We start from the raw sequence: 21,375 nt of genomic DNA on the forward strand, positions 1-21,375 counted from the left end.
CGCTACATGCCGGGCAGCTGGTGTCCCTTGAACTGCTCGCGCAGCTTGTTCTTCTGGATCTTGCCCGTCGCGCCCATGGGCAAGGCATCGATGAACAGCACGTCATCGGGCGTCCACCACTTGGCGATCTTGCCTTCAAAAAATTGCAATAGCGCTTCGCGCGTGACCGTCATGCCGGGGCGCAGCACCACGACGAGCACGGGGCGTTCGTCCCATTTCGGGTGGAACACGCCGATGCAAGCCGCCTGCAGCACGGCCGGGTGCGCCATGGCCAGGTTTTCCAGGTCGATGGTGCCGATCCACTCGCCACCCGACTTGATCACGTCCTTGCTGCGGTCCGTGATCTGCATATAGCCGTCCGTGTCGATGGTGGCCACGTCGCCCGTGGGGAACCAGCCATCCTGCAATACGTCGCCTCCCTCATTCTTGTAATACGCGGAAATGATCCACGGCCCTTTCACCAGCAGATGGCCATACGCCACGCCATCCCACGGTAATTCCTTGCCATCGTCGTCGACGATCTTCATGTCCACGCCGTAGATCGCATGGCCCTGCTTTTGCAGGATCTTGCGCTGCTCGTCCTTCGGCAAGTCCAGGTGCTTGGTCTGCAAGCCGCCCGCCGTGCCCAGCGGCGACATTTCCGTCATGCCCCAGGCGTGGATGACTTCCACGTCGAACTTGTCGATCAGGGTATCCATCATGGCTGGCGGACACGCCGCGCCGCCGATCACGGTGCGGCGGAAGGTGGAAAATTGCAGATTATTCTGCAAGGCATGGTTGAGCAGGCCCAGCCAGACGGTAGGCACGCCGGCCGAGAACGTTACTTTTTCCGCCTCGAACAGTTCATACAACGACTTGCCGTCCAGTGCCGCGCCGGGAAACACCATGCGCGCGCCGGACAGGGGCACGGAATACGGCAAGCCCCAGGCATTCACGTGGAACATGGGCACGACGGGCAGCACGGTGTCCGAAGCGCGCACGTTCAGGGCGCTGGGCATGGCCGACGCGTACGCGTGCAGCACGGTCGAGCGGTGCGAATACAGGGCGCCCTTGGGGTTGCCCGTCGTGCCCGACGTGTAGCACAGGGTGGCGGCTGAATTCTCGTCGAACAGGGGCCACGTGTAATCGTCGGAATGCGTGGCGATCAAGTCTTCATAGCACAGCAGATCGGGGATCGTGCTGGTGGCAGGCATGCGTTCGCGGTCGCACATCAGCACGAAATGGCGGACGAAGGTGCAGTCGGCGGCGATCTTTTCCACCACGGGCAAAAAGGTCAAATCAAACAGCAAGACCTGGTCTTCCGCATGATTCGAGATATAGGCGATCTGGTCGGGAAACAGGCGCGGATTGATCGTGTGCAGCACGGCACCCGAGCCGGACACGGCATAGTACGCTTCCAGGTGGCGGTAGCCATTCCAGGCCAGGGTGGCGACGCGGTCGCCCATGCCGACACCGAGGCCATGCAAGGCGTTCGCCAGCCGGCGCGCGCGCTGGTGGCAATCGCGGTAGGTATAGCGGTGCATATCGCCCTCGACCCGCCGCGAAATGATTTCGCTGCCCCCATAATGACGCGCTGCAAACTCGATAAGGCTGGAAATCAGCAGGGGCTGATTCATCATCTGGCCCATCACTGGACTCAAGGGGAATGCCGACATCGTGTCTCCTGGGTTGGATACTTGCTTATTGTTGGAAATTAAAGATTTTCCCTAGTTTCGTACGGTCGTGCGGAAATCGTCAACGCATTTCGATATTGCGATGCAGCATGGAATTTTCGGTTCCGTTTTTTGCCGTGCGGATACCCACTACCGCGCCCGCCACGCGCCTTGGCGCTGTGCGGTAAAATCGCATTCCAGGCTGGCGCACCGTGCCAGTCCATCTTACTGACTGGAATTGCCATCACCGCTCATACCTTACCACTGGATAACGCCTTTGCGGCCTTGCCGCCCGCGTTCTATACGCGCTTGATGCCCACGCCCCTGCCCGCCCCGTATTTCGTGGCCGCGAGCGCGCCAGCCGCGGCCCTGATCGGCCTCGATGCGGCGCGCCTGGCCGAACCCGACTATGTGGCGCTGCTGAGCGGCAATGCCGTGGCCGAGCGTTCGATGCCCCTGTCGGCCGTGTATTCAGGCCACCAGTTCGGCGTCTGGGCCGGCCAGCTGGGCGATGGCCGCGCCATCCTGCTGGGCGATATCGCCACGGCTGATGGCCCGATGGAACTGCAGCTCAAAGGCGCCGGCGCCACGCCGTATTCGCGCATGGGCGATGGCCGTGCCGTGCTGCGCTCGTCCATCCGCGAATTCCTGTGCTCGGAAGCCATGGCGGCGCTGGGCATTCCCACGTCGCGCGCGCTGTCCATCATGGGTTCGCAGCAAGGCATCATGCGCGAAACAGTCGAGACTGCCGCCGTCGTCACGCGCATGGCGCCCACTTTCGTGCGCTTCGGCTCGTTCGAACACTGGTTTTACCGCAAGCAGCCGGACGAGCTGAAAATCCTGGCCGATTACGTCATCGACAGCTTCTACCCCGACTTGCGCGCCGCATCAAATCCATATCAAGCCTTGCTGGCCGAAGTATGCGTGCGCACGGCGCACATGATCGCGCAGTGGCAAGCCGTGGGTTTCATGCATGGCGTCATGAATACGGACAATATGTCGATCTTGGGCCTGACCCTCGATTACGGTCCCTTCGGCTTCATGGAAGCGTTTGACGCCGAGCACATCTGCAACCATACGGACCAGCAAGGCCGCTATTCCTACGCCAACCAGCCGCAGGTGGGCCACTGGAACTGCTATGCGCTGGGCCAGGCGCTGCTGCCCCTGATCGGCGAAGTGGCATTGGCGCAGGCGGCGCTGGACAGCTACCAGCCCGCTTTTGCGGAGAAGATGAATGCCTTGCTGCGCGCCAAGCTGGGCTTGCGCACAGTGCAAGACGACGACACGACGCTGTTCGACAGCATGTTTGCGCTGATGCAAGCCAATCACGTGGATTTCACCAACTTCTTCCGCGCCCTGGCGACACTGCAGGTGGCCGCGCCCGAGCACGACACCGTGCTGCGCGACATGTTCATCGACCGCCCCGCCTTCGATACGTGGGCGGCACAATACCGCGCGCGCCTGCGGCAGGAGCACAGCATCGATGCCGAGCGGCAAGCGGCCATGAACCAGGTCAACCCGAAATACGTGCTGCGCAACTACCTGGCGCAAGTGGCCATCGAGAAAGCCCAGCAGCAGGACTACACGGAAGTGGCGGCATTGCTGGAAGTTTTGCAAAAGCCATTTGACGAACAGCCCGAACACCAGCACTATGCGGCCCTGCCGCCCGACTGGGCCAGCCACCTTGAAGTCAGTTGCTCATCCTGAGGAGTCATTATGACCACGAATAAAGTCAAGAAAACCGACGCCGAATGGCGCGCCATGCTCGATTCGATGCAATACGAAGTCACGCGCCACGCGGCCACGGAACGGGCCTTCACGGGCAAGTTCTGGGACCACCATGAACACGGCGTCTACACCTGCGTCTGCTGCAACACGCCCCTGTTTGCTTCGGACACCAAGTTCGACTCGGGCTGCGGCTGGCCCAGCTATTTCCAGGCACTCGACCCGGCCAACGTGACGGAAATCGTCGACCGCAGCCACGGCATGGTGCGCACGGAAATCGTCTGCGCCGTCTGCGACGCCCACCTGGGCCACGTGTTCCCGGACGGCCCGCCGCCAACCGGCTTGCGCTATTGCATCAATTCGGCATCGCTGCGCTTCGATCCGCAACCGTGAGACACTGGAATGGCGGGCGGGCATCTTGCTCCTAAGCCATTCCTAAGATGAATGTAACAAGACCCGTGTAAAGTCTCGCCATGAAATTTCTATTCGACCTATTCCCCCTGCTCGCCTTCTTCGCCGCCTTCAAGCTGGGCGGCATGTATGAAGCGGCCACGCACGATTTCGTGCAGCAATATCTGTCCGGCTTCGTGTCAGGCGGCTTGATCAAGGCCGACCAGGCGCCGTGGATACTTGCCACCCTCGTCGGCATCGTCGCCACCGCTTGCCAGGTCAGCTATCTGCTGCTGCGCGGGCGCAAGGTGGACGGCATGCTGTGGCTGTCGCTGTTCATCTTTGTCGTGTTCGGCGGCGCCAGCATTTATCTGCATGACGATTTCTTCCTGAAATGGAAGCCGACCCTGATCTACTGGCTGTCCGGCCTGGCCCTCTTGATCGCCCACGTGGGTTTCAAGAAAAACCTGATCCGCAAGACCATGGAAGCGCAAGTGCAATTGCCCGAAGTTGTGTGGAACCAGCTGCTGGCCGCATGGATCATCTTCTTTGGCGCCATCGGCGCACTGAACCTGTTCGTGGCCTTCGTGCTGTACAAGGGAGACATGGCCGCCTGGGTCAGCTTCAAGGCGTTTGGCGCGACGGGCATCTTCTTTGCCTTTATCGTGGCGCAAACCCTGTTCCTGGCAAAACATATCAAGGAAGACGCATGATGAACTCCACCACCGAAAACACCGCGCCGGAAACGCGCATGCAGCGCATTCGTACCCGCCTGGAAACGGCACTTTCCCCTCTGGAATGTGTGCTGGAAGATGACTCGGCGCGCCACCGGGGCCATGCGGGCGCCGCCTCGGGCGGAGGCCATTACAATCTACGCATAATTTCTAGTCAATTTGAGGGGCTCAGGCTCGTCATGCGCCATCGACTGGTGTATGATTCCGTGCACGATATGATGCATAATGAGATACATGCATTGGCGATTGTGGCCCTGGCGCCGTCCGAAGTAGTGTAAGGACGGCGTTTTTGGCGTACCGGGGCAACCTGGTATGCCGTTTGCCGCAAGCGCCATGCACGCGTTTTCTTCCCATGCGTTTTTTACGAAACTTTCCCTAACAGGATTTAATAATGACTTTTAAGCCAGCCCGCTTGCTGATCGCACTACTCGCCGTTGTCGCGGTACCTGTTTTTGCGCAAAATGTTGCCGTTGTTAATGGCAAGCCTATCCCATCGTCGCGCGTTGATGCAGTCGTCAAGCAAGTCGTCGCCCAAGGCCAGCAACCGGATTCGCCGCAACTGCGCGAAATGATCAAGAAAGACTTGATCGGCCGTGAAGTGCTGATGCAAGAAGCGGAAAACAAAGGTTTCGGTAAAGATGCAGCAGTCAAGCAGCAAATCGAGAACGCACGCCAGGCCATCGTCATCAACGCCCTGGTCGGCGACTACCTGAAAAAGAACCCGGTCAACGACGCTGAAATCAAGGCCGAGTACGACAAGTTCGTGGCCCAGACCGGCGACAAGGAATACCACGTGCGCCACATCCTGGTCGGCACCGAAGCGGAAGCGAAAGACATCATCGCCAAGCTGAAAGGCGGCGCCAAGTTCGAAGATCTGGCCAAGCAATCGAAAGATACCGGTTCGGCCGACAACGGCGGCGACCTGGACTGGGCAGCCCCATCGTCGTTCCCGAAAGTATTCTCGGACGCCTTCGTGAAACTGCAAAAAGGCCAGGTCACCGACACCCCGGTGCAAACGCCTAACGGTTTCCACGTGATCAAGCTGGACGACACCCGCGCGGCAAAACTGCCGACCCTGGAAGAAGTCAAGCCACAGATCGCCGAAGCGCTGCAGCAAAAGAAACTGCAAGCGTATCAGGAAGAAATGATCAAAAAAGCGAAAGTTCAGTAAGAACTGACCTCCCCGGCGCCCTTTTCGGCGCCGGTCGTGTATTCTGCGCCTGAATGCGCACTGCGCGACAGCCGCGCGTATCGATTTTTAGTATATTTATTAGGAATGAACATGATTTTGAAGCCAGCCCGTTTGATCTTAGCCCTGGTCGCCGTTGTAGCGATCCCTGCGTTCGCGCAAAACGTCGCCACCGTGAATGGCAAGGCCATCCCGTCGTCGCGCGTCGACCAGGTCGTCAAGCAAGTCGTCGCCCAAGGCAAGCAAGCGGATTCTCCGCAATTGCGCGAAGCCATCAAAAAAGACCTGATCGGCCGTGAAGTGCTGATCCAGGAAGCCGACAAGCAAGGCTACGGCACGCGTCCGGAAGTCAAGTCGCAGATCGACAATGCCCGTCAAAGCATCATCATCAACGCCCTGCTGGCCGACTACGTCAAGAAGAACCCTGTCAAGGACGCTGAAATCAAGGCAGAGTACGACAAGTTCAAGGCACAAGCGGGCGACAAGGAATACCATGCACGCCACATCCTGGTGGCCACCGAAGCGGAAGCGAAAGACATCATCGCCAAGCTGAAAGGCGGCGCCAAGTTCGAAGAACTGGCGAAAGTATCGAAAGACGGTTCCGCAGCCAATGGCGGCGACCTGGACTGGGCTAGCCCAGCTTCGTACGTGAAGCCATTCTCCGACGCCATGGTTGCTTTGAAACCAGGCCAGGTCACGCAAACGCCAGTGCAATCGCAATTCGGTTTCCACGTGATCAAGCTGGAAGAAACCCGTCCGACGAAGCTGCCGGCACTGGAAGAAGTCAAGGGTCAAGTGGCCGAGTCGCTGCAACAGAAGAAACTCGCCGCTTACCGCGATGAGCTGATGAAGAAAGCAAAAATCCAGTAATATCGGATGAAGATGAAAAGGCGCTCCACGGAGCGCTTTTTTTACGTCTGAACATGGGAAAACAGCATGGACTTGCACACGGAATTAAAAATCGCACTCGAAGCTGCTGCCGAACCGGGCCGCGCGGCGCCCATGCAGGCGTATATGCGCGACCAGTTCGTTTTCCTGGGCGTTGCAGCGCCGCTGCGGCGACTGGCCGCCAGGGACTTGCTGGCGGGTCTGAAGGGCATCGATGCCGCGACCTTGCTCGAGCACGCGCAGCTGCTGTGGCAACAGCCGGAACGCGAATACCAGCACGTGGCACTCGACATGCTGGCCCTGCACTGGCGCCAGCTGAACATCGGGCAAATCCCCGCCCTGCTCGGCCTGGCACGCCAGCGCGCGTGGTGGGACAGCGTCGACGGCATGGCGGGTATCGTCGGCGAGGTGCTGCAGGCGGAGCACCAGCGCGGCGGCGACGGCCATGCGCACATGGATGACGCGCTGCTCCATGAAGACTTCTGGCTGCGCCGCATCGCCATGCTGCACCAGCTGGGCTGGCGCGCCGACACAGGTGCCGGCTGGCTATTCGGCGCGGCGCTGGCGCTGGCCCATGAAGACGAGTTTTTCATCCGCAAGGCCATCGGCTGGGCCCTGCGCGATTACGCGCGCCACGCGCCCGAAGCCGTGACGGCGTTTGCCAACGCGCACCGCCAGCAACTATCGCCGCTCAGCTACCGCGAAGCGTTGAAGCACCAGCCACGGTGAACGCCTGCCCGCCGCAGCTTTACAACTGCTTGTGCATGCGCGCCAGCGGCAGCTTGATGTCATCGGGCAAGTCGAGGTGAAACTCTTCCGTCACGGCAAAGCCGCTGGCCAAATACAGCGGCACGCCGGGCAAGGTGGCGGCCAGTTCCAGGGCGGTAAAACCGGCGGCCAGCGCCTGGCGTTCGCAATGGCGCATCAGCATGCTGCCCAGGCCCTGGCGGGCGGCGCCTGGATCGACAAAGAAGGCGCGGATGCGGCCCGGCTGGCTGGCCGGATCGAGCAGCGGATCCGGCCCGCTCTTGGCGCGGTCGGCGCCATACAGGGTGGCGCGCTGGCTCCAGCCGCCGCAAGCCAGCATGGCGCCATCGCGTTCGATCACGAAATACGTCCGGTCCGCCACGAGCTGCGTATCGACGCCGAACACGTGGCGCGTCACGGCCTCGGCCTGTTCCTGCGTATAAAACCCCGCGCTCAGCGCCACGCCGGAACGGGCGATCAGCGCATTCATTGCCGGCACATCGGCCGGCAGCGCCACGCGCAAGCGCGTCAACGCGCCAAAGTTGAACCAGGCACGGTTGATGCGTCCCTGCTCTACCTCATACGTCGCCACCAGTTCCTGTGCCGACACGCCATCGTCCGTATCGCCATGGACGATTTCATGGTCGATCACCAGCTTGCCGCAGGCTATACGATTGAGCAACTGCGCCCGCGGCCGGCTTGCCGCGAAACGGGCCGTGAAACGGGGGCCGATCTGCGCGCCGCCCTGCGCCAGCAAGGTATCGGGGTGCTGGAATTGCTGCGCATCATCTGCGTAGATGGCCAGCAAGGCCGGCACGTCGTGCGCGTTGTAGGCGTCCAGTTGCGCCTGGACCACCGCCGTTGGCGAAATGAGTGTATCGTTGGCAAGCGCCATGCGTGTACCTGTTGTGGAGTGGGTGGAAAGTTGCAAAGGGTAACATTGTCACCTCTTTCGCGACGCAGTTTACTGCGATAATAACAAGATTCGTCGCAAGAAACATATTCAGGCGTCACCAATCAATCGCAAATCGCAGCAGGAGTAAATATCATGAAATGGGAAGGCAATCGCGAAAGCGACAATGTGGAAGATCGCCGTGGCGAAGATGGCGGCGGAGGCGGCGGTGGCGGCTTTGGTTTTGGCGGGCGCTCGATCGGCATCGGCACCATCGTCATCGCCCTCGTCGGCTCGTATGTACTGGGCGTCAATCCCTTGACCTTGCTCAATCTGCTCAGCGGCGGTGGCGGCCAGGTCAGCACCCAGCAAAGCCAGGCGCCGGCGCGCCAGCCGCCCGAATCGGACGAGATGGCCCGCTTCGTGAAAACCGTGCTGGCCGATACGGAAGACACGTGGGGCGCCCTGTTCAAGGCCGAGGGCGGCAGCTATGTGAAACCCAAGCTGGTGCTGTTCTCGGGCAGTATCCCGACGGCCTGCGGCACGGGCCAGAGCGCCAGCGGGCCCTTCTACTGCCCCGGCGACCAGAAAGTCTATCTGGACCTCGATTTCTTCAACCTGATGCAGCAGCGCTTCAAGGTCTCGGGCGAATTCGCGGAAGCGTACGTGATCGCGCATGAAGTGGGCCACCACGTGCAAAACCTGATGGGCCTGTCGGAAAAGGTCGACAATGCGCGCCGCACGCAATCGGAGCGCCAGGCCAACGCTATGTCCGTGCGCCTGGAGTTGCAGGCCGACTGCTTTGCCGGTGTATGGGCGTATCACGCGAACAAGGACCGCAAGATCCTGGAACAGGGCGACGTCGAAGCGGCCCTCAAAGCGGCCACGGCCATCGGCGACGACGCGCTGCAGCGCCAGGCGCAAGGCCATGTCGTGCCGGACTCATTTACACACGGCACCTCGGAGCAGCGCGTACGCTGGTTTACCAAGGGCATCGAGAGCGGCCAGATTGCCCAGTGCAATACCTTCGAGGCACGCCAGTTGTAAATGATTCACGAGGACCCACGCATGCCGCCCTGCCGGCCGGCATGCGTCTATCAGGGCAAGCTGACGTCGTAGCGCTTGCCCAGTCTTTTCAGCTCGCCCGTCTCAATCAGGTTATTCAGTTCCTGGTCGAACTGCACACGCAGCTTGTCGAAAGTGGGCGAACGGGGGAAGGCAAAATAGCCGTTTTGCAGTTCGATGATTCTGGGCAGGGGTTTCACCTGGCGTCCATAGCCGAGGCGGGCGATGACGGGATCGGTATTGCGACGGTTGCTGACGAACACGTCGACGTGATTGTGCACCAGCATCTTCAAGCCATTTTCCACGTTGTTGGCCACGCTGACCTGCAAGCCGGGCCGCACGCGCTCCCATTCCGCGCCATAGGCCCAGCCATTGAGCAGCACCACCCTGCGGTTCTTCAGCACCGCGTAGTCGCCGTCCCAGCTGAAGCTGGCGTTCTGGCGCGTATAAAAAACCATCTGGTCCTGGTAAAACGGCTTGTCGGAAAAGGCCATGCTGGCAATGCGCTCGGGCGTCTTGTAGGGACCGATCAAGATATCGGCCTGGCCCTGCACCAGCATGGCTTGCGCGCGCGCCCACGGCACCATGCGAAAACGCACGGTGTTACCCGTGCGTGCCGCCATCAGGCGCAGCAGTTCCGCGCCCAGTCCGCCATACTCGCCACCCTCCTGGTATTCGAACACGCGTTCGAACTGCGCGCCCACGGCCAGCAGCTCGCGTGCCTGCAGGGGCACGGCAAATGCCGGCCACAGCAGCGCCAAGGCCAGCAGGCGCCGCCCTGCTTTTTTCATCAGCCGACGATGCGCAAGGAGTAATCGGTGGCCCGCACATCCTTGGTCAGGCTGCCGATCGAGATGCGGTCCACGCCCGTTTCGGCAATGGCGCGCACGGTGTCGAAATTGATGCCGCCCGACGCTTCGAGCAAGGCGCGGCCACCGGTCAAGGCCACGGCTTCGCGCATCATGTCGTTGCTGAAGTTATCGAGCAAGACGGAGACAGCGCCCGCATCGAGCGCTTCGCGCAATTGCGCCAGGGTTTCCACCTCGATTTGCACGGGCACGCCCGCGTCGAGATTGCGCGCGTTTTCCAGGGCCTGGCTGACGCCGCCCGCGGCCGCGATATGGTTTTCCTTGATCAGGATGCCGTCGTACAAGGCCAGGCGCTGGTTCTTGCCGCCACCGACGCGCACCGCATACTTTTGCGCCAGGCGCAGGCCTGGCAAGGTCTTGCGCGTGTCGAGAATGGACGCTTTGGTGCCGGCGATCACGTCGACATACTGGCGCGTGGCCGTGGCCACGGCGGACAGCAGTTGCAGGAAATTGAGGGCGCTGCGCTCGGCCGTGAGCAAGGCGCGCGCCGGCGCTTCAATCGTGCAGACAACGCTGTCGGCCGTCATCATGTCGCCTTCGGCGTAATGCCAGGCAATGTCGATGCTGCGATCCAGGCTTTTCATGATGCCTTCGAACCACGGCGCGCCGCACAGCACGGCCGCTTCGCGCACGATCACACGGGCAGTGACGATGTGGTCGGGCGGCACCAGCTCGCCCGTCAGGTCGCACTGGCCCACGTCTTCCAGCAAAGCAGCCAGCAAATTGCCTTCGAACGCGCGCGCCAGGGCCGGATCGAAAGGGGCGAAAGAATTAACGAGGGTACTCATGCTGGACCGATTCCTTGGAACAATGTGGTTTCTTTTGCCAGGTCCGCGCCCGGCTTGAGGCCCGCCTTCTTGGCGGTGGCGAAGTCGAGCATGCGGTTGATCGAGCGCACGGCAAGCTGGCCGACGGCAGGATCGACGTGGATTTCGTTGTGCATATTTTCCAGCGTCTGCGCCAGGTTCAGCAAGCCGTTCATGGCCATCCACGGGCAGTGCGCGCAGCTCTTGCAGGTGGCGCTGTTGCCGGCCGTGGGCGCTTCGATGAAACGTTTTCCTGGCGCGGCCGCGCGCATCTTGTGCAGGATGCCGTTGTCGGTGGCGACAATAAAAGTGTCCGTGTCCATGGTTTGCGCTGCCGCAATCATTTGCGACGTGGAACCCACCATGTCGGCCAGCGCCACCACGTTCGCGGGCGACTCCGGGTGCACGAGCACCTTGGCTTGCGGATACTCTTCCTTGAGCAGATCGAGTTCGATGCCCTTGAATTCGTCATGCACGAGGCAGCTACCCTGCCATAGCAGCATGTCGGCGCCCGTTTGCTTCTGGATGTAGGAACCCAGGTGCTTGTCAGGTGCCCAAAGGATTTTCTTGCCCTGCGCATGCAGGTGGGCCACGATGTCGAGGCCGATGGACGAGGTCACCATCCAGTCCGCGCGCGCTTTGACGGCCGCGCTGGTGTTGGCGTACACCACCACCGTGCGGTCCGGATGGGCGTCGCAGAAGGCCGTGAATTCATCGACCGGGCAACCGAGGTCGAGCGAACAGGTCGCGTCGAGGTCGGGCATCAAGACGGTTTTCTCGGGACTGAGAATCTTTGCCGTTTCACCCATGAAACGCACGCCGGCCACGACGAGGGTCTTGGCCGGATGGTCGCGCCCGAAGCGGGCCATTTCCAGGGAATCGGAGACGCAGCCGCCCGTGGCTTCGGCCAGGTCTTGCAGGTCGGCATCAACGTAGTAGTGGGCAACGAGCACGGCTTCGCGCTCGATCAGCAGGCGCTTGATGCGCGTGATCAGTTCGGCTTTCTCGGCCGGGGACGGCGTCGCTGGCGTGCGTGCCCAGGCGTGGGCAGTGCAGCTGGCTCCGTCTTGTGGATGTTCGTACTCGACGGATTTGATGGCTAAAGTTTGCATGGCTGTGTCAAACAAAAACGGGATAGACCGGCACGATTGCAATAAAGCAGTTGCGCCGGAACGAATGGACCGCGGCGCGTCGGTGTGGTGCTGGGTGGCCTCGCTGGCCGGAATTGTCGGATTACGCTCCGCTAATCCGACCTACATGGCCTGCCTACTAGCGTAGGTCGGATTAGCGCACAGCGCATAATCCGACACAACGTTACCCTACAAATTAATCAATACCCTGGCTCTTCAAATAGTCTTCGTAATTGCCACGGTAATCAACCACTTCATCTTCCTTGATCTCGATGATGCGGTTGGCCAGCGAAGAAACGAATTCGCGGTCATGCGACACGAAGATCAGGGTACCCGCGTATTTTTCCAGCGCGATGTTCAGGGATTCGATCGATTCCATGTCCATGTGGTTGGTCGGCTCATCGAGCATCAGCACGTTGTGGCGGCCCAGCATCAGCTTGCCGTACATCATGCGGCCTTTTTCACCGCCGGACAGCACCTTGACGGCCTTCTTGACATCGTCGCCGCCGAACAGCAAGCGGCCCAGGATGGAACGCACGGCCTGGTCGTCGTCGCCCTCTTTCGTCCACTGGCCGATCCAGTCGGTCAGGTTCGTGTCCTTGGCGAAATCTTCCGTCGGGTCTTGCGGCATGTAGCCGACGTTGGCGTTTTCCGCCCACTTCACGCGGCCTTGGTCAGGCTGCAGGCCGGCGATGTCGCCCGCGATGCAGCGCAGCATGGTGGTCTTGCCGGCGCCGTTGGCACCGATGATGGCGATGCGTTCGCCCGCTTCCACCATGATGGAAAAGTTCTTGAACAGCTGGCGGTCGAAGCCTTTCGAGATGTTCTCGACTTCCACGGCCAGGCGGTGCAATTTCTTTTCGCCGTCGAAACGCACGAACGGATAGGCGCGCGACGATGGCTTGATGTCGTCGACCTTGATCTTTTCGATCTGCTTGGCGCGCGACGTGGCCTGGCGGGCCTTCGACTTGTTCGCGGCGAAGCGGCGCACGAATTCCTGCAGCTCGGCAACCTTGTCTTTCGCTTTCGCGTTGTTGGCCAGTTGCTGGTTGCGCGCCTGGGTCGAGGCGAACATGTATTCGTCGTAGTTGCCTGGATAAATCTTCAGGGTGCCGTAGTCCATGTCGGCCACGTGGGTGCACACCTGGTTCAGGAAGTGGCGATCATGGGAAATGATGATCATGGTGGAGTTGCGCTCGTTGAGCACGTCTTCCAGCCAGCGAATCGTGTTGATGTCCAGGTTATTCGTCGGCTCGTCGAGCAGCAGGATGTCCGGGTTCGAGAACAGCGCCTGCGCCAGCAGCACGCGCAGCTTCCAGCCTGGCGACACATTGCTCATCGGGCCTTGATGCAGGTCGATGGCGACACCGGCGCCCAGCAGCAGTTCGCCGGCGCGCGATTCGGCCGTGTAGCCGTCGTATTCGGACACTTTTCCTTCCAGTTCGGCCGCCTGCATGTAGTCGTCGTCCGTCGCTTCCGGGTTCGCGTAGATCGCGTCGCGCTGCTGGATGGCGGCCCACATTTCCGTGTGGCCCATCATGACGACGTCGAGGACGCGCATGTCTTCAAACGCGAACTGATCCTGGCGCAGCTTGCCCAGGCGTTCGTTGGTATCGAGCATGACGTTGCCGCCCGACGGGTCCAGGTCGCCGCCCAGGATCTTCATGAACGTCGACTTGCCGCAGCCGTTCGCGCCGATCAAACCATAGCGGTTGCCGTCGCCGAACTTGACGGAGATATTCTCAAACAATGGCTTGGCGCCAAACTGCATCGTAATATTTGCTGTAGATAGCATGTGATATTGGGTCTTTATTCAGTTAAAACAGCTAGTTAAATACTTTTCTCCCATTATACAGCACCCACCCTCATCACTCTATAGTGGTCCGCCGAGGGCGCCCCGAGTGCATGCGGAGAAATAATGGCAAGAAAATATGATTGCCGTATTTCCATTTAGCAGATACGCTGCGTGCCATCCATTTTCCACCCTCCACCTAGCAGGCTTCACTTGAAAAAAATCACCATTGCCGCGGCCGTGGCCATCGTTGCCATCGCCGCCACCGCCTATGCCTCGCCGTATTACGCCTTGCACCAGATCAAGGCTGCGCTGGCCGAGCGCAACGCCGAAGCCCTGGCCGAACACGTGGACTTCCCCGCCCTGCGCGCCAGCGTCAAGACGCAGCTGGAGGCCAGCATGGAGCGCAGCATCGCAGCGACCGCCGGCAGCGACAACCCGCTGGCCGCCCTGGGCCAGTCGATCGCCAGCGCCATGCTGGGCAAGATGGTCGACACCATGGTCTCGCCTGCCGGCGTCGTCGCGCTGGTCAACAAGAGCGCCGTCAGCCCGCAGGCGGATGCGAATACGAACGCGGATGCACCCGCCGACGGCGCGCAGAAAAAGGCCGGGTATTCGGCAGGCTATGCCGGCTTGAACACCTTCGTCGTGCGCGCGAAGGATGGTAATGCACAGGAAGGTGCGCTGGTCCTGCTGCGCCATGGCGTGTGGGGCTGGAAACTGAGTTCGATCGAGATTGCGTCGGCGATGGCTGCACGTTAACCGGGACATTTCATGCTGAAACACCCAGCTTTATCGCTGGCAATCGCCCTTGCCAGCGCCACGTCACTCGCCCATGCCCTCGATGGCACGGCCGGGAGCAGCCACTCTGTCGCCTCGCGCATGCGGGCGGAAACATCCAGTGCGGCCGATCCCGACGCGCCCGCGCCGCTGCCCGTGCCCAGCGACATCTCGCTGGCCGAACTGGAGCGCCGCCTGGCGCTGGGTCAGGCGCAGGCCGTTGAAAAACACCATACGAGCGCGCTCGATCCGGCAACGCTGACCGGCCTGGCGCGACAGATGGGATGCCAGGATATCGTCGGCGTGCAACCGTTCGGTTTCCCGCTCGATCCAGCGCAGCCCACCGTCCTCAGCGGCGCCCACCTGCTGGCCCGCTGCCCGGACCGGGCCTACGTGACGATCACGGCGATGTCGATGGCGGGCAAGACGGGCAAGCGCGCCAGCATGGCGGCGCAATCGTTCAAGCAGACGGTGGATGGCAGGCCCGCGCGGCGCCTGTACTACAAGGCGCCCAACGGCCGCCAGAAGGAAACGCTGACCATCATTGATGGCAGCTATGCGTATGCGCTTGAGTACTGGTCGCTCGACGACAGCCAGCAAGGCGGCATGGTCGGCAAGCGCCGCATGGACACATTGACGTTGCAATAATAAGCGGGCGAAAATAGTCAAAATACTGTATATTTATACAGTTATTTACTATTTGCCTGCCCAGCATGCCTGCACACCCGCTCAGCGAATTACCCTACACCATCTGTGTCAGCGCCACGATCGACGCGGAGGTCGAACAAACCATCCTCGAGGGCTTGAACGCCTATAACGATGCGATCACGGGATACCAGGACAGGCAGGTATTGAGCGTGGTCGTGCGCGACCGCGACAGCCAGCGGGTGCTGGGCGGCGCCATGGGCCGGACCTCGCTGGGCCTGCTGTTTCTCGATTTGTTTTACTTGCCCGCCGCCTTGCGAGGCTTGGGCCTGGGCAGCCAGATACTGGGGCAGTTCGAAGAAGAAGGACGCCGGCGCGGCTGCGGCTCGGCGGTGCTGTACACCATCAGTTTCCAGGCGCCCGAATTTTACGAGCGCCGCGGCTGGCGCCGCTTCGGCGACATTGCCTGCAGCCCCGAAGGGACGAGCCGGGTGTTCATGAGCAAGACCTTGTAGGCTGTAAACAGCAATGGCTGGCGGCAAAACTGCCGCCAGCCATTGTCAACCACGGTCAACAAGCGCTGCTTACATGCCCAACGACTTGAGCAGGTCGGCGTTGTCGTCGTCTTCCGGTTCCGCCGCAGGTGCCGGGGCGGCGTTACGTTCGCGGTTCGCGAATTCGCCATCCATCAGCGAGTCGGCATCGACTTCGCGCGAATCGAAATCGTGCAGCTTGATGAACTCGGTACGGTCGATCGCCAGTTCCAGATAGAAAATATTGTTCTTTTCCGTGTAGAAAGTGACGCGGCGCATTTCCGGGCGGTCCAGCGGGGTGTCGACGCTGAGCATCACCTGCTTGTTCAGCACCAGCATCTTCGGTTGGCTCTGGGTGATGTTCGTTTGCAGTTCGCGGCGTACCTTGCCCGTGAAGTCGCCCACGATCTGGTTCATCAGCTCGCCCATGATGTTCGACACTTCGTCCGACGTGTAGAAGCTGGCCAGCTCCGACTTCGGCATACCCATGTGCAACATGTAGCGCTCGTAGATTTCCATCGCCGTATCGGCGGCAAAATTGAGCACGACCAGGCCCGTGAAACCGCCATCGAACATCACGAAGCAGCCGATGTCCGGCTTCAGGCCCGTCTTGGTGATGCGCTGCACCATGCCCGAATAATTGACCTTGCTTTGCGTTGCAACGTTGAGCACCCGAACCACCGAGTTGCACAAACTCATCAACAAATCTTCTGTACCGTACACAACATCCTTTTCTGCATCCATGAGCAACCTCTCCTACTATTTTAAAGATGACAGCACTGTTCCCTGCCCGCCGCGAGCCGAAACACGACCGTTTCGCTCAGCAAGCGGACGACTTCACCTTTGCATGCCTGACCTTGCGTGGCAGCGCGCGCCGCGTTGCCGCCGGCCCGAACCGCCCTCTTACCTTTTTCTGTATAGAAATAAGTATCATGCGCAGAATACCGAGATGTAACATTTCCGTCCAGCCATACCTGCATTTACTTGACGATCTGTGCGGAAATACCATACCTGGCCAAGGCGCGCGCATCAGCGCAGGAAAAAGTGACTAGAAATCAAGGGCGCGCAAGACCACGCCGCTGACCAGCAAATCGCGGCTCAGGTAGGCGAAGGCGCGCTGGCCGATGCGCAGGCGATGGGTGTCGAAAATGGCCAACAAGTCGCCGCCCTGTCCCTGATCCAGGCTGCGCAATGCCGTGACAGTGATACGGCAAGTCTTTTCCACCCCGAAGACGGACAAATGGAAGCGGATGGCGTCACCCGCCTGCTCGAGCGCGATGCTTTCGCGCAGAATTTCATAGGGCATGGGCAGACCTCCCGTTCATGTGGCAAACATGGAGGCCGGATCGGCATGCCGTGGCAGGTCGATGATGAAGACGCAGCCATGACCAAGGACGCTTTCCACGCTCAACACGCCGTCATTCGCCTCCACGCTGCGCCGGACAATCGACAGGCTTAATCCCGGGCCGCTATTGTTCGCGCCGCCTTGCGTAAATGGCAGAAACATGTCATCCGCCGCCTCTGGCGACAGGCCGGCGCCGTTGTCCTCCACCTCGATCTTGAGCCGCTCGCCGCTGGCATACGCGCGCAGAACCACGGTGCCATTCCGCGCGCCGAACATGAAGGCATTCTGCAGCAGGTTCCCCACGGCGGAGAGCAGCAAATCCTTGTCCGCATTGAGCCGCAGCAAGGGGGCGACCTCTTCCACGACCAGGGTGCAGCGTAGCAAGTCCGCTTCCAGGCGAGCCGAATAGCTCAGTTCACTAATGAAGTTGTTCAAGAAAAAAAACGAACGTTGCAAGGTCAGGCCCGCCTCGACCCGCACGTCCGCCAGGGAACGGTCAATCAGGGTGCGCAAACCCACCAGACTGCGGTCGAGCACGGCGCCAGTCGCGCCCGACAGACCCATGCCACCGTGCTTGAGCGCGGCGACGGCGAGGCTGGCCGTTCCCAGGTGATTGCGCAGTTCATGGCCCAGGTAGCCGATGCGCTGGCTCAGTGCCAATGCCTGTTCGTCAGCGATCAGCACATCGCGCCGCTGGATAAATTCGGACACGGCTTCGGCGATGCCGTTGTCGAGGCAACGGTTCAGCGTCCTGAATTCCTCGACGGAGAATTGCTCCTCCATGACCACGGCAAGGTCGCTGACAGCCTGGCACAGGTCGCCGTAGTCGTGTACGACCTGGCTGACGGAATAGCCGAGCGCCAGCAATTGCCCGCCGTGCGTCGCGGCACTGTGGGCCAGTTCCGATGTGCCTTTCGCACTGCCATCGGCGGGGCCGGAAATGGCCAGGCTTTGCGCTATCTTGCCTGCTTCTTCCGCCCTCAGGGTACGGATCAGCTGATCGAGAAAGATGGGAACGCCATGTTGCAACTGACGCTCGCTCGGCAAGCGCAAGGGCCTCTTGGCGACTTTTTCACGGCAACGGCGCTCAAGCTCGGCGCGATTATCCGCTAGGAATAAATGCATCATGCTGTTTCCTGCTATCTATAATGACTGACAAGCAACCAAGACTACCGGTAGCACACGCAAGCCACCGTCTGTTACCGAACATAGTTGTTTACCCGCATATCGTTGCGCACAGGACGCATCCGGCATCCCCATATGCTATTGTCATCGGACACATCACCAGGCAGGAGCCATGCATGAGCAACATCGTTACCAGCGTCTCGTTCCGCTACATCGATCCGCGCCACAAGGAACCGGGCCCGAGCAGGGAATTCATCAATCAAAACATCCTGCTGCCGCCAGGCGCCCATCTGCCGCGCATGGGCGAAGCGATCGAACTCATGCACTGGGACTTGAACCGCGACATGAAATCCGGCGTGTATTCGGTCCTGTTCGTCCACACGCGCATAGCTTTGTTTGATGGCAACGACAAGCCTTCCGGCTGGCATACCACGATCACCGTGGGACCGCAGTCCGATGAAATCGACGAGCGCTTCCTCACCGCCCCCTCCTGACAACCGTGCGGCCCTTGTTGCGATCAGGTCCGGCCACCTAAAATAATGCTTTATATTAAACATGATCGTGACGGCAACCGGTGGCGCTGCCGCGCGCAATGCAAGGAAGTCAATGAGCACACTGTTAGAGCAGGCAACACAAGAAATGACGACGGCCATCCACGCCTGGTTCGATGAGCGCCTGCAGCGCACGGACCTGGAAGACGCTGTGAACCGGACCACCTTGCAGATGGGTGTCTTCAATGATTTATTACTCGACTACAAACCGGGCCGCACCACTGCCGATGAAATCGACCTGGGCTTCGGCGACGACGTGCGTCCCCGGACGCCGGCGCGCCTTGATGATGCGCAAGTGCGTGACTTGATCGCGCCACAGTTGGTGGCGCTGGTGCAAGCCCGCCTGGCGCCGCTGGTGGACACGCCGATGATCGACTACCGCTTCACCTTGCGCGGAAAGTTCCAGACGGCGCAGGGCAAGCTGCACCTGACCTTGCTGGAACACGTCAACGACGGCAAGCGCCAGGCCTTGCTGAAAAACATACATGCGTATATCGAACAAAAGCTCACGCATGGCAGCAGGCCGACGAAAAAGCTGGAAACCTTCTTCCTGACGCGCCACCTGCTCGATCCCCAGCTGTTTCCGCAGCCCGATATCGCCTGGACGATCGCGCAATTCGAACGCATCGAGCAGCTGAACAAGTCACGCCCGCAGGCACTGACCGAACATCGCGGCGATATCATCCGGGCCGTGTCGGCGTGGGCGGAAAAACAGTTCCTGCCGCGATTTTATGATGTGCAGAAATCAAGCTACCGCAGCGCGGAGTACACCTTGAAAGCGGACACGGCGCCCGATGCGCAAGCGCTGCCAGCGATCGACCTGCTGCTGTATGGCGCTGTGATGATCTTGCGTCACGAACCGAGCTATGCCAAATCGACCGGCCTCACATTCCTGGAAATCGCGCGCGAGCTGGGCAGCGAACGGGCCGTGCGCATGCTCAAGGAAGGCAGCGGCACCTTCCCCGATGCCGACATCCACGTAAAAAATACGCTGCTGGAATGCCGCGCCAACGATGTGTTTGCCACGATCAACATCACCATCACGCAGGAAGAAGAAGGCGCGTATGCGCAGGCGCTGGCCTTCATCACGCATTTGCTGCAAGCCGGTTTCCCGAAAAGCTACCAGATCAAGCTCAAATCCAAGGCCAAGGCCTATTTGCCGATCAAGGGACTGGCGAAATCCGACACGCACCGCTTCTTTGCCAACGCCCTCGCCCATGCGTCCCTGCAACCGCAGCTGGAAGCGTATGCGCGCGCGGCCATCGAGCAATTCGAATTCTATGCCGACACGGAAGGCGAAAAGAATTGCATGCCTGGCAGTTACGCCGTGTTTGGGCTGGGCTTGCTCGATGCCCGCTATTTCCCGCTCGTGCAGCACTACATGGCCAACGTCGACGAGGAACACCAGTCCGTGCAGGACCAGTTCACGGCGGCCTTTGCCGAGCAACACGGCGTCACGCGCGACTCCGCTCCGGTGCTGGCGGCGTGCCTGCGCGTATGCACGGATAACGCAAAGGTCAAGATCCAGGCGGAACTGGAGGAGATGGAAAAATTGGAGCTGTTCTGCCAGCAACTGCAAGGGCTGGACGGCTATCTGGTGGAACACATGCTGTATCCCGTCTGGGGCAAGCTGGAAAAACTGGCTGCCCTGGCGCGCAAGGCGGAAGGACGGCGCAAGGAGCTGCTGCTGTCCTTGCTTGAAGCGGCCAGCAAGGGGGACGCCTAAGGTGTGCAACGTTATGACTTTCACCATCTATAATGCGCGCGCCAGAGTTGCTATGGAGCATCTTTTGGCTCCTGACATTGAATCGTGGAGAAAATACATGCACAAGCAATTCCCTGCCGCCAGACTGCTGGCTGCCACCTTCGCCGCCGCGCTGATGCAGCCCGCCATGGCCGCCGACGCCGCAGAGCTGGCGCCGCTCGAAGTGACCAACCTGTACATCAAGACCATCATCAACCAGGATGAAGCCAGCGTCGCCAAGCTCAACGCCTACCTGCGCCCTACCCGTCTGGCGGGTCAGCAAAGCGCCGAGTATGCGTCGTACAGCGCCCTGAAGGAAGCAGACGCCCAGTTTCCAACGCAAACGGGCAAGCTGATCGCGGACCTATTCCCCGCCGACATGCGCGCGGCCCTGACGCCGACCGCTGAACTGCTGGCCGCGAACGTCATCGCTGCCAAGAATGGCGCCGCCTGCCAGGCCACCAAGGCGGACCCTGTGACGGTGGAAAACGGCATGCAGACGGCCGCCGTCAGCTTCGAATGCCAGGTCGTCAAGGTCCCGGTGGCATGGGCAACCGCCGCCCAGCAACTGGCGAAGAGCGGCTGCAAGGTCGAGCAATGCAAGGCCGGCCTGGAAAAGATCGCCGCGACCTACACGAGCTCGCCGAAGCAGACGTGGCGCGCCGTGTTTGCCGTCAGCCGCGAAAAGAACTCGGAAGCGTGGCGCAACGATTTCGCGCGCGAAACCTTCGATGAAATCTGGGAATACCTGTAATCCTTTACGGAGCTCTAAA

23 protein-coding genes are annotated in these 21,375 nt (G+C 60.6%); 14 read left to right on the forward strand and 9 right to left on the reverse strand.

Going from position 1 to position 21,375, the window contains the following annotated elements:
- Positions 1-2: 2 nt before the first annotated feature.
- Positions 3-1,655 (reverse strand): 3-(methylthio)propionyl-CoA ligase, encoded by a 1,653-nt coding sequence (locus AC54AG_RS07480; protein ID WP_496629915.1) that lies wholly within the window; start codon positions 1,653-1,655, stop codon positions 3-5.
- Between the two features lie 225 nt (positions 1,656-1,880).
- Between AC54AG_RS07480 and AC54AG_RS07485 the strand changes: the two genes are divergently transcribed.
- The 7 genes from AC54AG_RS07485 (at position 1,881) to AC54AG_RS07515 (ending at position 7,307) form a co-directional block, all read left to right on the forward strand.
- Positions 1,881-3,359 (forward strand): protein adenylyltransferase SelO, encoded by a 1,479-nt coding sequence (locus tag AC54AG_RS07485; RefSeq protein WP_496630382.1) that lies wholly within the window; start codon positions 1,881-1,883, stop codon positions 3,357-3,359.
- 9 nt (positions 3,360-3,368) lie between these two features.
- Positions 3,369-3,770 (forward strand): peptide-methionine (R)-S-oxide reductase MsrB, encoded by a 402-nt coding sequence (msrB, locus tag AC54AG_RS07490; protein WP_034756083.1) that lies wholly within the window; start codon positions 3,369-3,371, stop codon positions 3,768-3,770.
- Positions 3,771-3,850: 80 nt separating this feature from the next.
- Positions 3,851-4,480 (forward strand): septation protein A, encoded by a 630-nt coding sequence (locus AC54AG_RS07495; protein WP_496629916.1) that lies wholly within the window; start codon positions 3,851-3,853, stop codon positions 4,478-4,480.
- Positions 4,477-4,779, forward strand: a complete 303-nt coding sequence (locus AC54AG_RS07500; RefSeq protein ID WP_235194306.1) for a BolA family protein — start codon at positions 4,477-4,479, stop codon at positions 4,777-4,779. The genes AC54AG_RS07495 and AC54AG_RS07500 overlap by 4 nt, the downstream gene beginning before the upstream one ends.
- A 113-nt stretch (positions 4,780-4,892) precedes the next feature.
- On the forward strand, positions 4,893-5,672 hold the full coding sequence (locus AC54AG_RS07505; protein ID WP_034756076.1) for a peptidylprolyl isomerase: 780 nt from the start codon (positions 4,893-4,895) through the stop codon (positions 5,670-5,672).
- A 111-nt stretch (positions 5,673-5,783) separates the two neighbouring features.
- Entirely contained in the window at positions 5,784-6,560 is a 777-nt protein-coding gene (locus tag AC54AG_RS07510; RefSeq protein WP_034756072.1) for a peptidylprolyl isomerase, read from the forward strand.
- 66 nt (positions 6,561-6,626) lie between these two features.
- A complete protein-coding gene (locus AC54AG_RS07515) occupies positions 6,627-7,307 on the forward strand; it encodes a DNA alkylation repair protein (RefSeq protein WP_496629917.1) in 681 nt (226 codons plus the stop codon).
- 19 nt (positions 7,308-7,326) lie between these two features.
- On the opposite strand, the gene AC54AG_RS07520 is transcribed toward AC54AG_RS07515, so the two are convergent.
- Entirely contained in the window at positions 7,327-8,220 is an 894-nt protein-coding gene (locus tag AC54AG_RS07520; protein WP_081368020.1) for a GNAT family N-acetyltransferase, read from the reverse strand.
- A 153-nt stretch (positions 8,221-8,373) separates the two neighbouring features.
- Between AC54AG_RS07520 and ypfJ the strand changes: the two genes are divergently transcribed.
- Positions 8,374-9,264, forward strand: coding sequence for a KPN_02809 family neutral zinc metallopeptidase (gene ypfJ / locus AC54AG_RS07525; protein WP_139089187.1), 891 nt, complete (start codon positions 8,374-8,376; stop codon positions 9,262-9,264).
- Between the two features lie 50 nt (positions 9,265-9,314).
- Here ypfJ and AC54AG_RS07530 read toward each other — a convergent pair whose 3' ends face one another.
- The 4 genes from AC54AG_RS07530 to AC54AG_RS07545 form a co-directional block, all read right to left on the reverse strand.
- Positions 9,315-10,073 carry a substrate-binding periplasmic protein gene (locus AC54AG_RS07530; protein WP_496629918.1) on the reverse strand — a complete coding sequence of 253 codons (759 nt, stop codon included), beginning with the start codon at positions 10,071-10,073 and terminating at the stop codon, positions 9,315-9,317.
- Complete coding sequence (gene nadC / locus AC54AG_RS07535; RefSeq protein WP_070302518.1) at positions 10,073-10,939, reverse strand: carboxylating nicotinate-nucleotide diphosphorylase; 867 nt, start codon at positions 10,937-10,939, stop codon at positions 10,073-10,075. Before nadC ends, AC54AG_RS07530 begins: the two co-directional genes overlap by 1 nt.
- The gene (gene nadA, locus AC54AG_RS07540; protein WP_070302520.1) at positions 10,936-12,069 is read right to left on the reverse strand and encodes a quinolinate synthase NadA; all 1,134 of its coding nucleotides are present in this window, start codon (positions 12,067-12,069) and stop codon (positions 10,936-10,938) included. The genes nadC and nadA overlap by 4 nt, the downstream gene beginning before the upstream one ends.
- Before the next feature lie 214 nt (positions 12,070-12,283).
- Positions 12,284-13,882, reverse strand: a complete 1,599-nt coding sequence (locus tag AC54AG_RS07545; protein ID WP_034756044.1) for an ABC-F family ATPase — start codon at positions 13,880-13,882, stop codon at positions 12,284-12,286.
- Positions 13,883-14,092: 210 nt separating this feature from the next.
- Here AC54AG_RS07545 and AC54AG_RS07550 point away from each other — a divergent pair, with 210 nt between their 5' ends.
- The 3 genes from AC54AG_RS07550 (at position 14,093) to AC54AG_RS07560 (ending at position 15,819) form a co-directional block, all read left to right on the forward strand.
- The gene (locus tag AC54AG_RS07550) at positions 14,093-14,641 is read left to right on the forward strand and encodes a DUF2939 domain-containing protein (protein ID WP_319991556.1); all 549 of its coding nucleotides are present in this window, start codon (positions 14,093-14,095) and stop codon (positions 14,639-14,641) included.
- Positions 14,642-14,653: 12 nt separating this feature from the next.
- On the forward strand, positions 14,654-15,307 hold the full coding sequence (locus tag AC54AG_RS07555; RefSeq protein ID WP_496629919.1) for a hypothetical protein: 654 nt from the start codon (positions 14,654-14,656) through the stop codon (positions 15,305-15,307).
- A gap of 65 nt (positions 15,308-15,372) precedes the next feature.
- Complete coding sequence (locus AC54AG_RS07560) at positions 15,373-15,819, forward strand: GNAT family N-acetyltransferase (RefSeq protein WP_319991554.1); 447 nt, start codon at positions 15,373-15,375, stop codon at positions 15,817-15,819.
- Positions 15,820-15,888: 69 nt separating this feature from the next.
- On the opposite strand, the gene AC54AG_RS07565 is transcribed toward AC54AG_RS07560, so the two are convergent.
- The 3 genes from AC54AG_RS07565 to AC54AG_RS07575 all read right to left on the reverse strand — a co-directional run bounded on the left by AC54AG_RS07565 (position 15,889) and on the right by AC54AG_RS07575 (position 18,310).
- Positions 15,889-16,581: a DUF3334 family protein gene (locus tag AC54AG_RS07565; RefSeq protein WP_034756036.1), complete on the reverse strand. Its 693-nt coding sequence runs from the start codon at positions 16,579-16,581 to the stop codon at positions 15,889-15,891.
- Positions 16,582-16,885: 304 nt separating this feature from the next.
- Positions 16,886-17,143 carry a DUF1488 family protein gene (locus AC54AG_RS07570; RefSeq protein WP_070302528.1) on the reverse strand — a complete coding sequence of 86 codons (258 nt, stop codon included), beginning with the start codon at positions 17,141-17,143 and terminating at the stop codon, positions 16,886-16,888.
- Between the two features lie 15 nt (positions 17,144-17,158).
- Complete coding sequence (locus AC54AG_RS07575; protein ID WP_496629920.1) at positions 17,159-18,310, reverse strand: sensor histidine kinase; 1,152 nt, start codon at positions 18,308-18,310, stop codon at positions 17,159-17,161.
- Positions 18,311-18,483: 173 nt separating this feature from the next.
- On the opposite strand from AC54AG_RS07575, the gene AC54AG_RS07580 reads away from it, so the two are divergent.
- The 3 genes from AC54AG_RS07580 (at position 18,484) to AC54AG_RS07590 (ending at position 21,356) form a co-directional block, all read left to right on the forward strand.
- Positions 18,484-18,801 (forward strand): hypothetical protein, encoded by a 318-nt coding sequence (locus AC54AG_RS07580; RefSeq protein ID WP_070302530.1) that lies wholly within the window; start codon positions 18,484-18,486, stop codon positions 18,799-18,801.
- A 112-nt stretch (positions 18,802-18,913) separates the two neighbouring features.
- Positions 18,914-20,584 (forward strand): DUF6138 family protein, encoded by a 1,671-nt coding sequence (locus tag AC54AG_RS07585; protein ID WP_058048152.1) that lies wholly within the window; start codon positions 18,914-18,916, stop codon positions 20,582-20,584.
- A gap of 97 nt (positions 20,585-20,681) precedes the next feature.
- Positions 20,682-21,356 (forward strand): hypothetical protein, encoded by a 675-nt coding sequence (locus AC54AG_RS07590; RefSeq protein WP_070302531.1) that lies wholly within the window; start codon positions 20,682-20,684, stop codon positions 21,354-21,356.
- Positions 21,357-21,375 lie beyond the last annotated feature (19 nt).

Source organism: Janthinobacterium sp. BCJ23 (assembly GCF_059617945.1).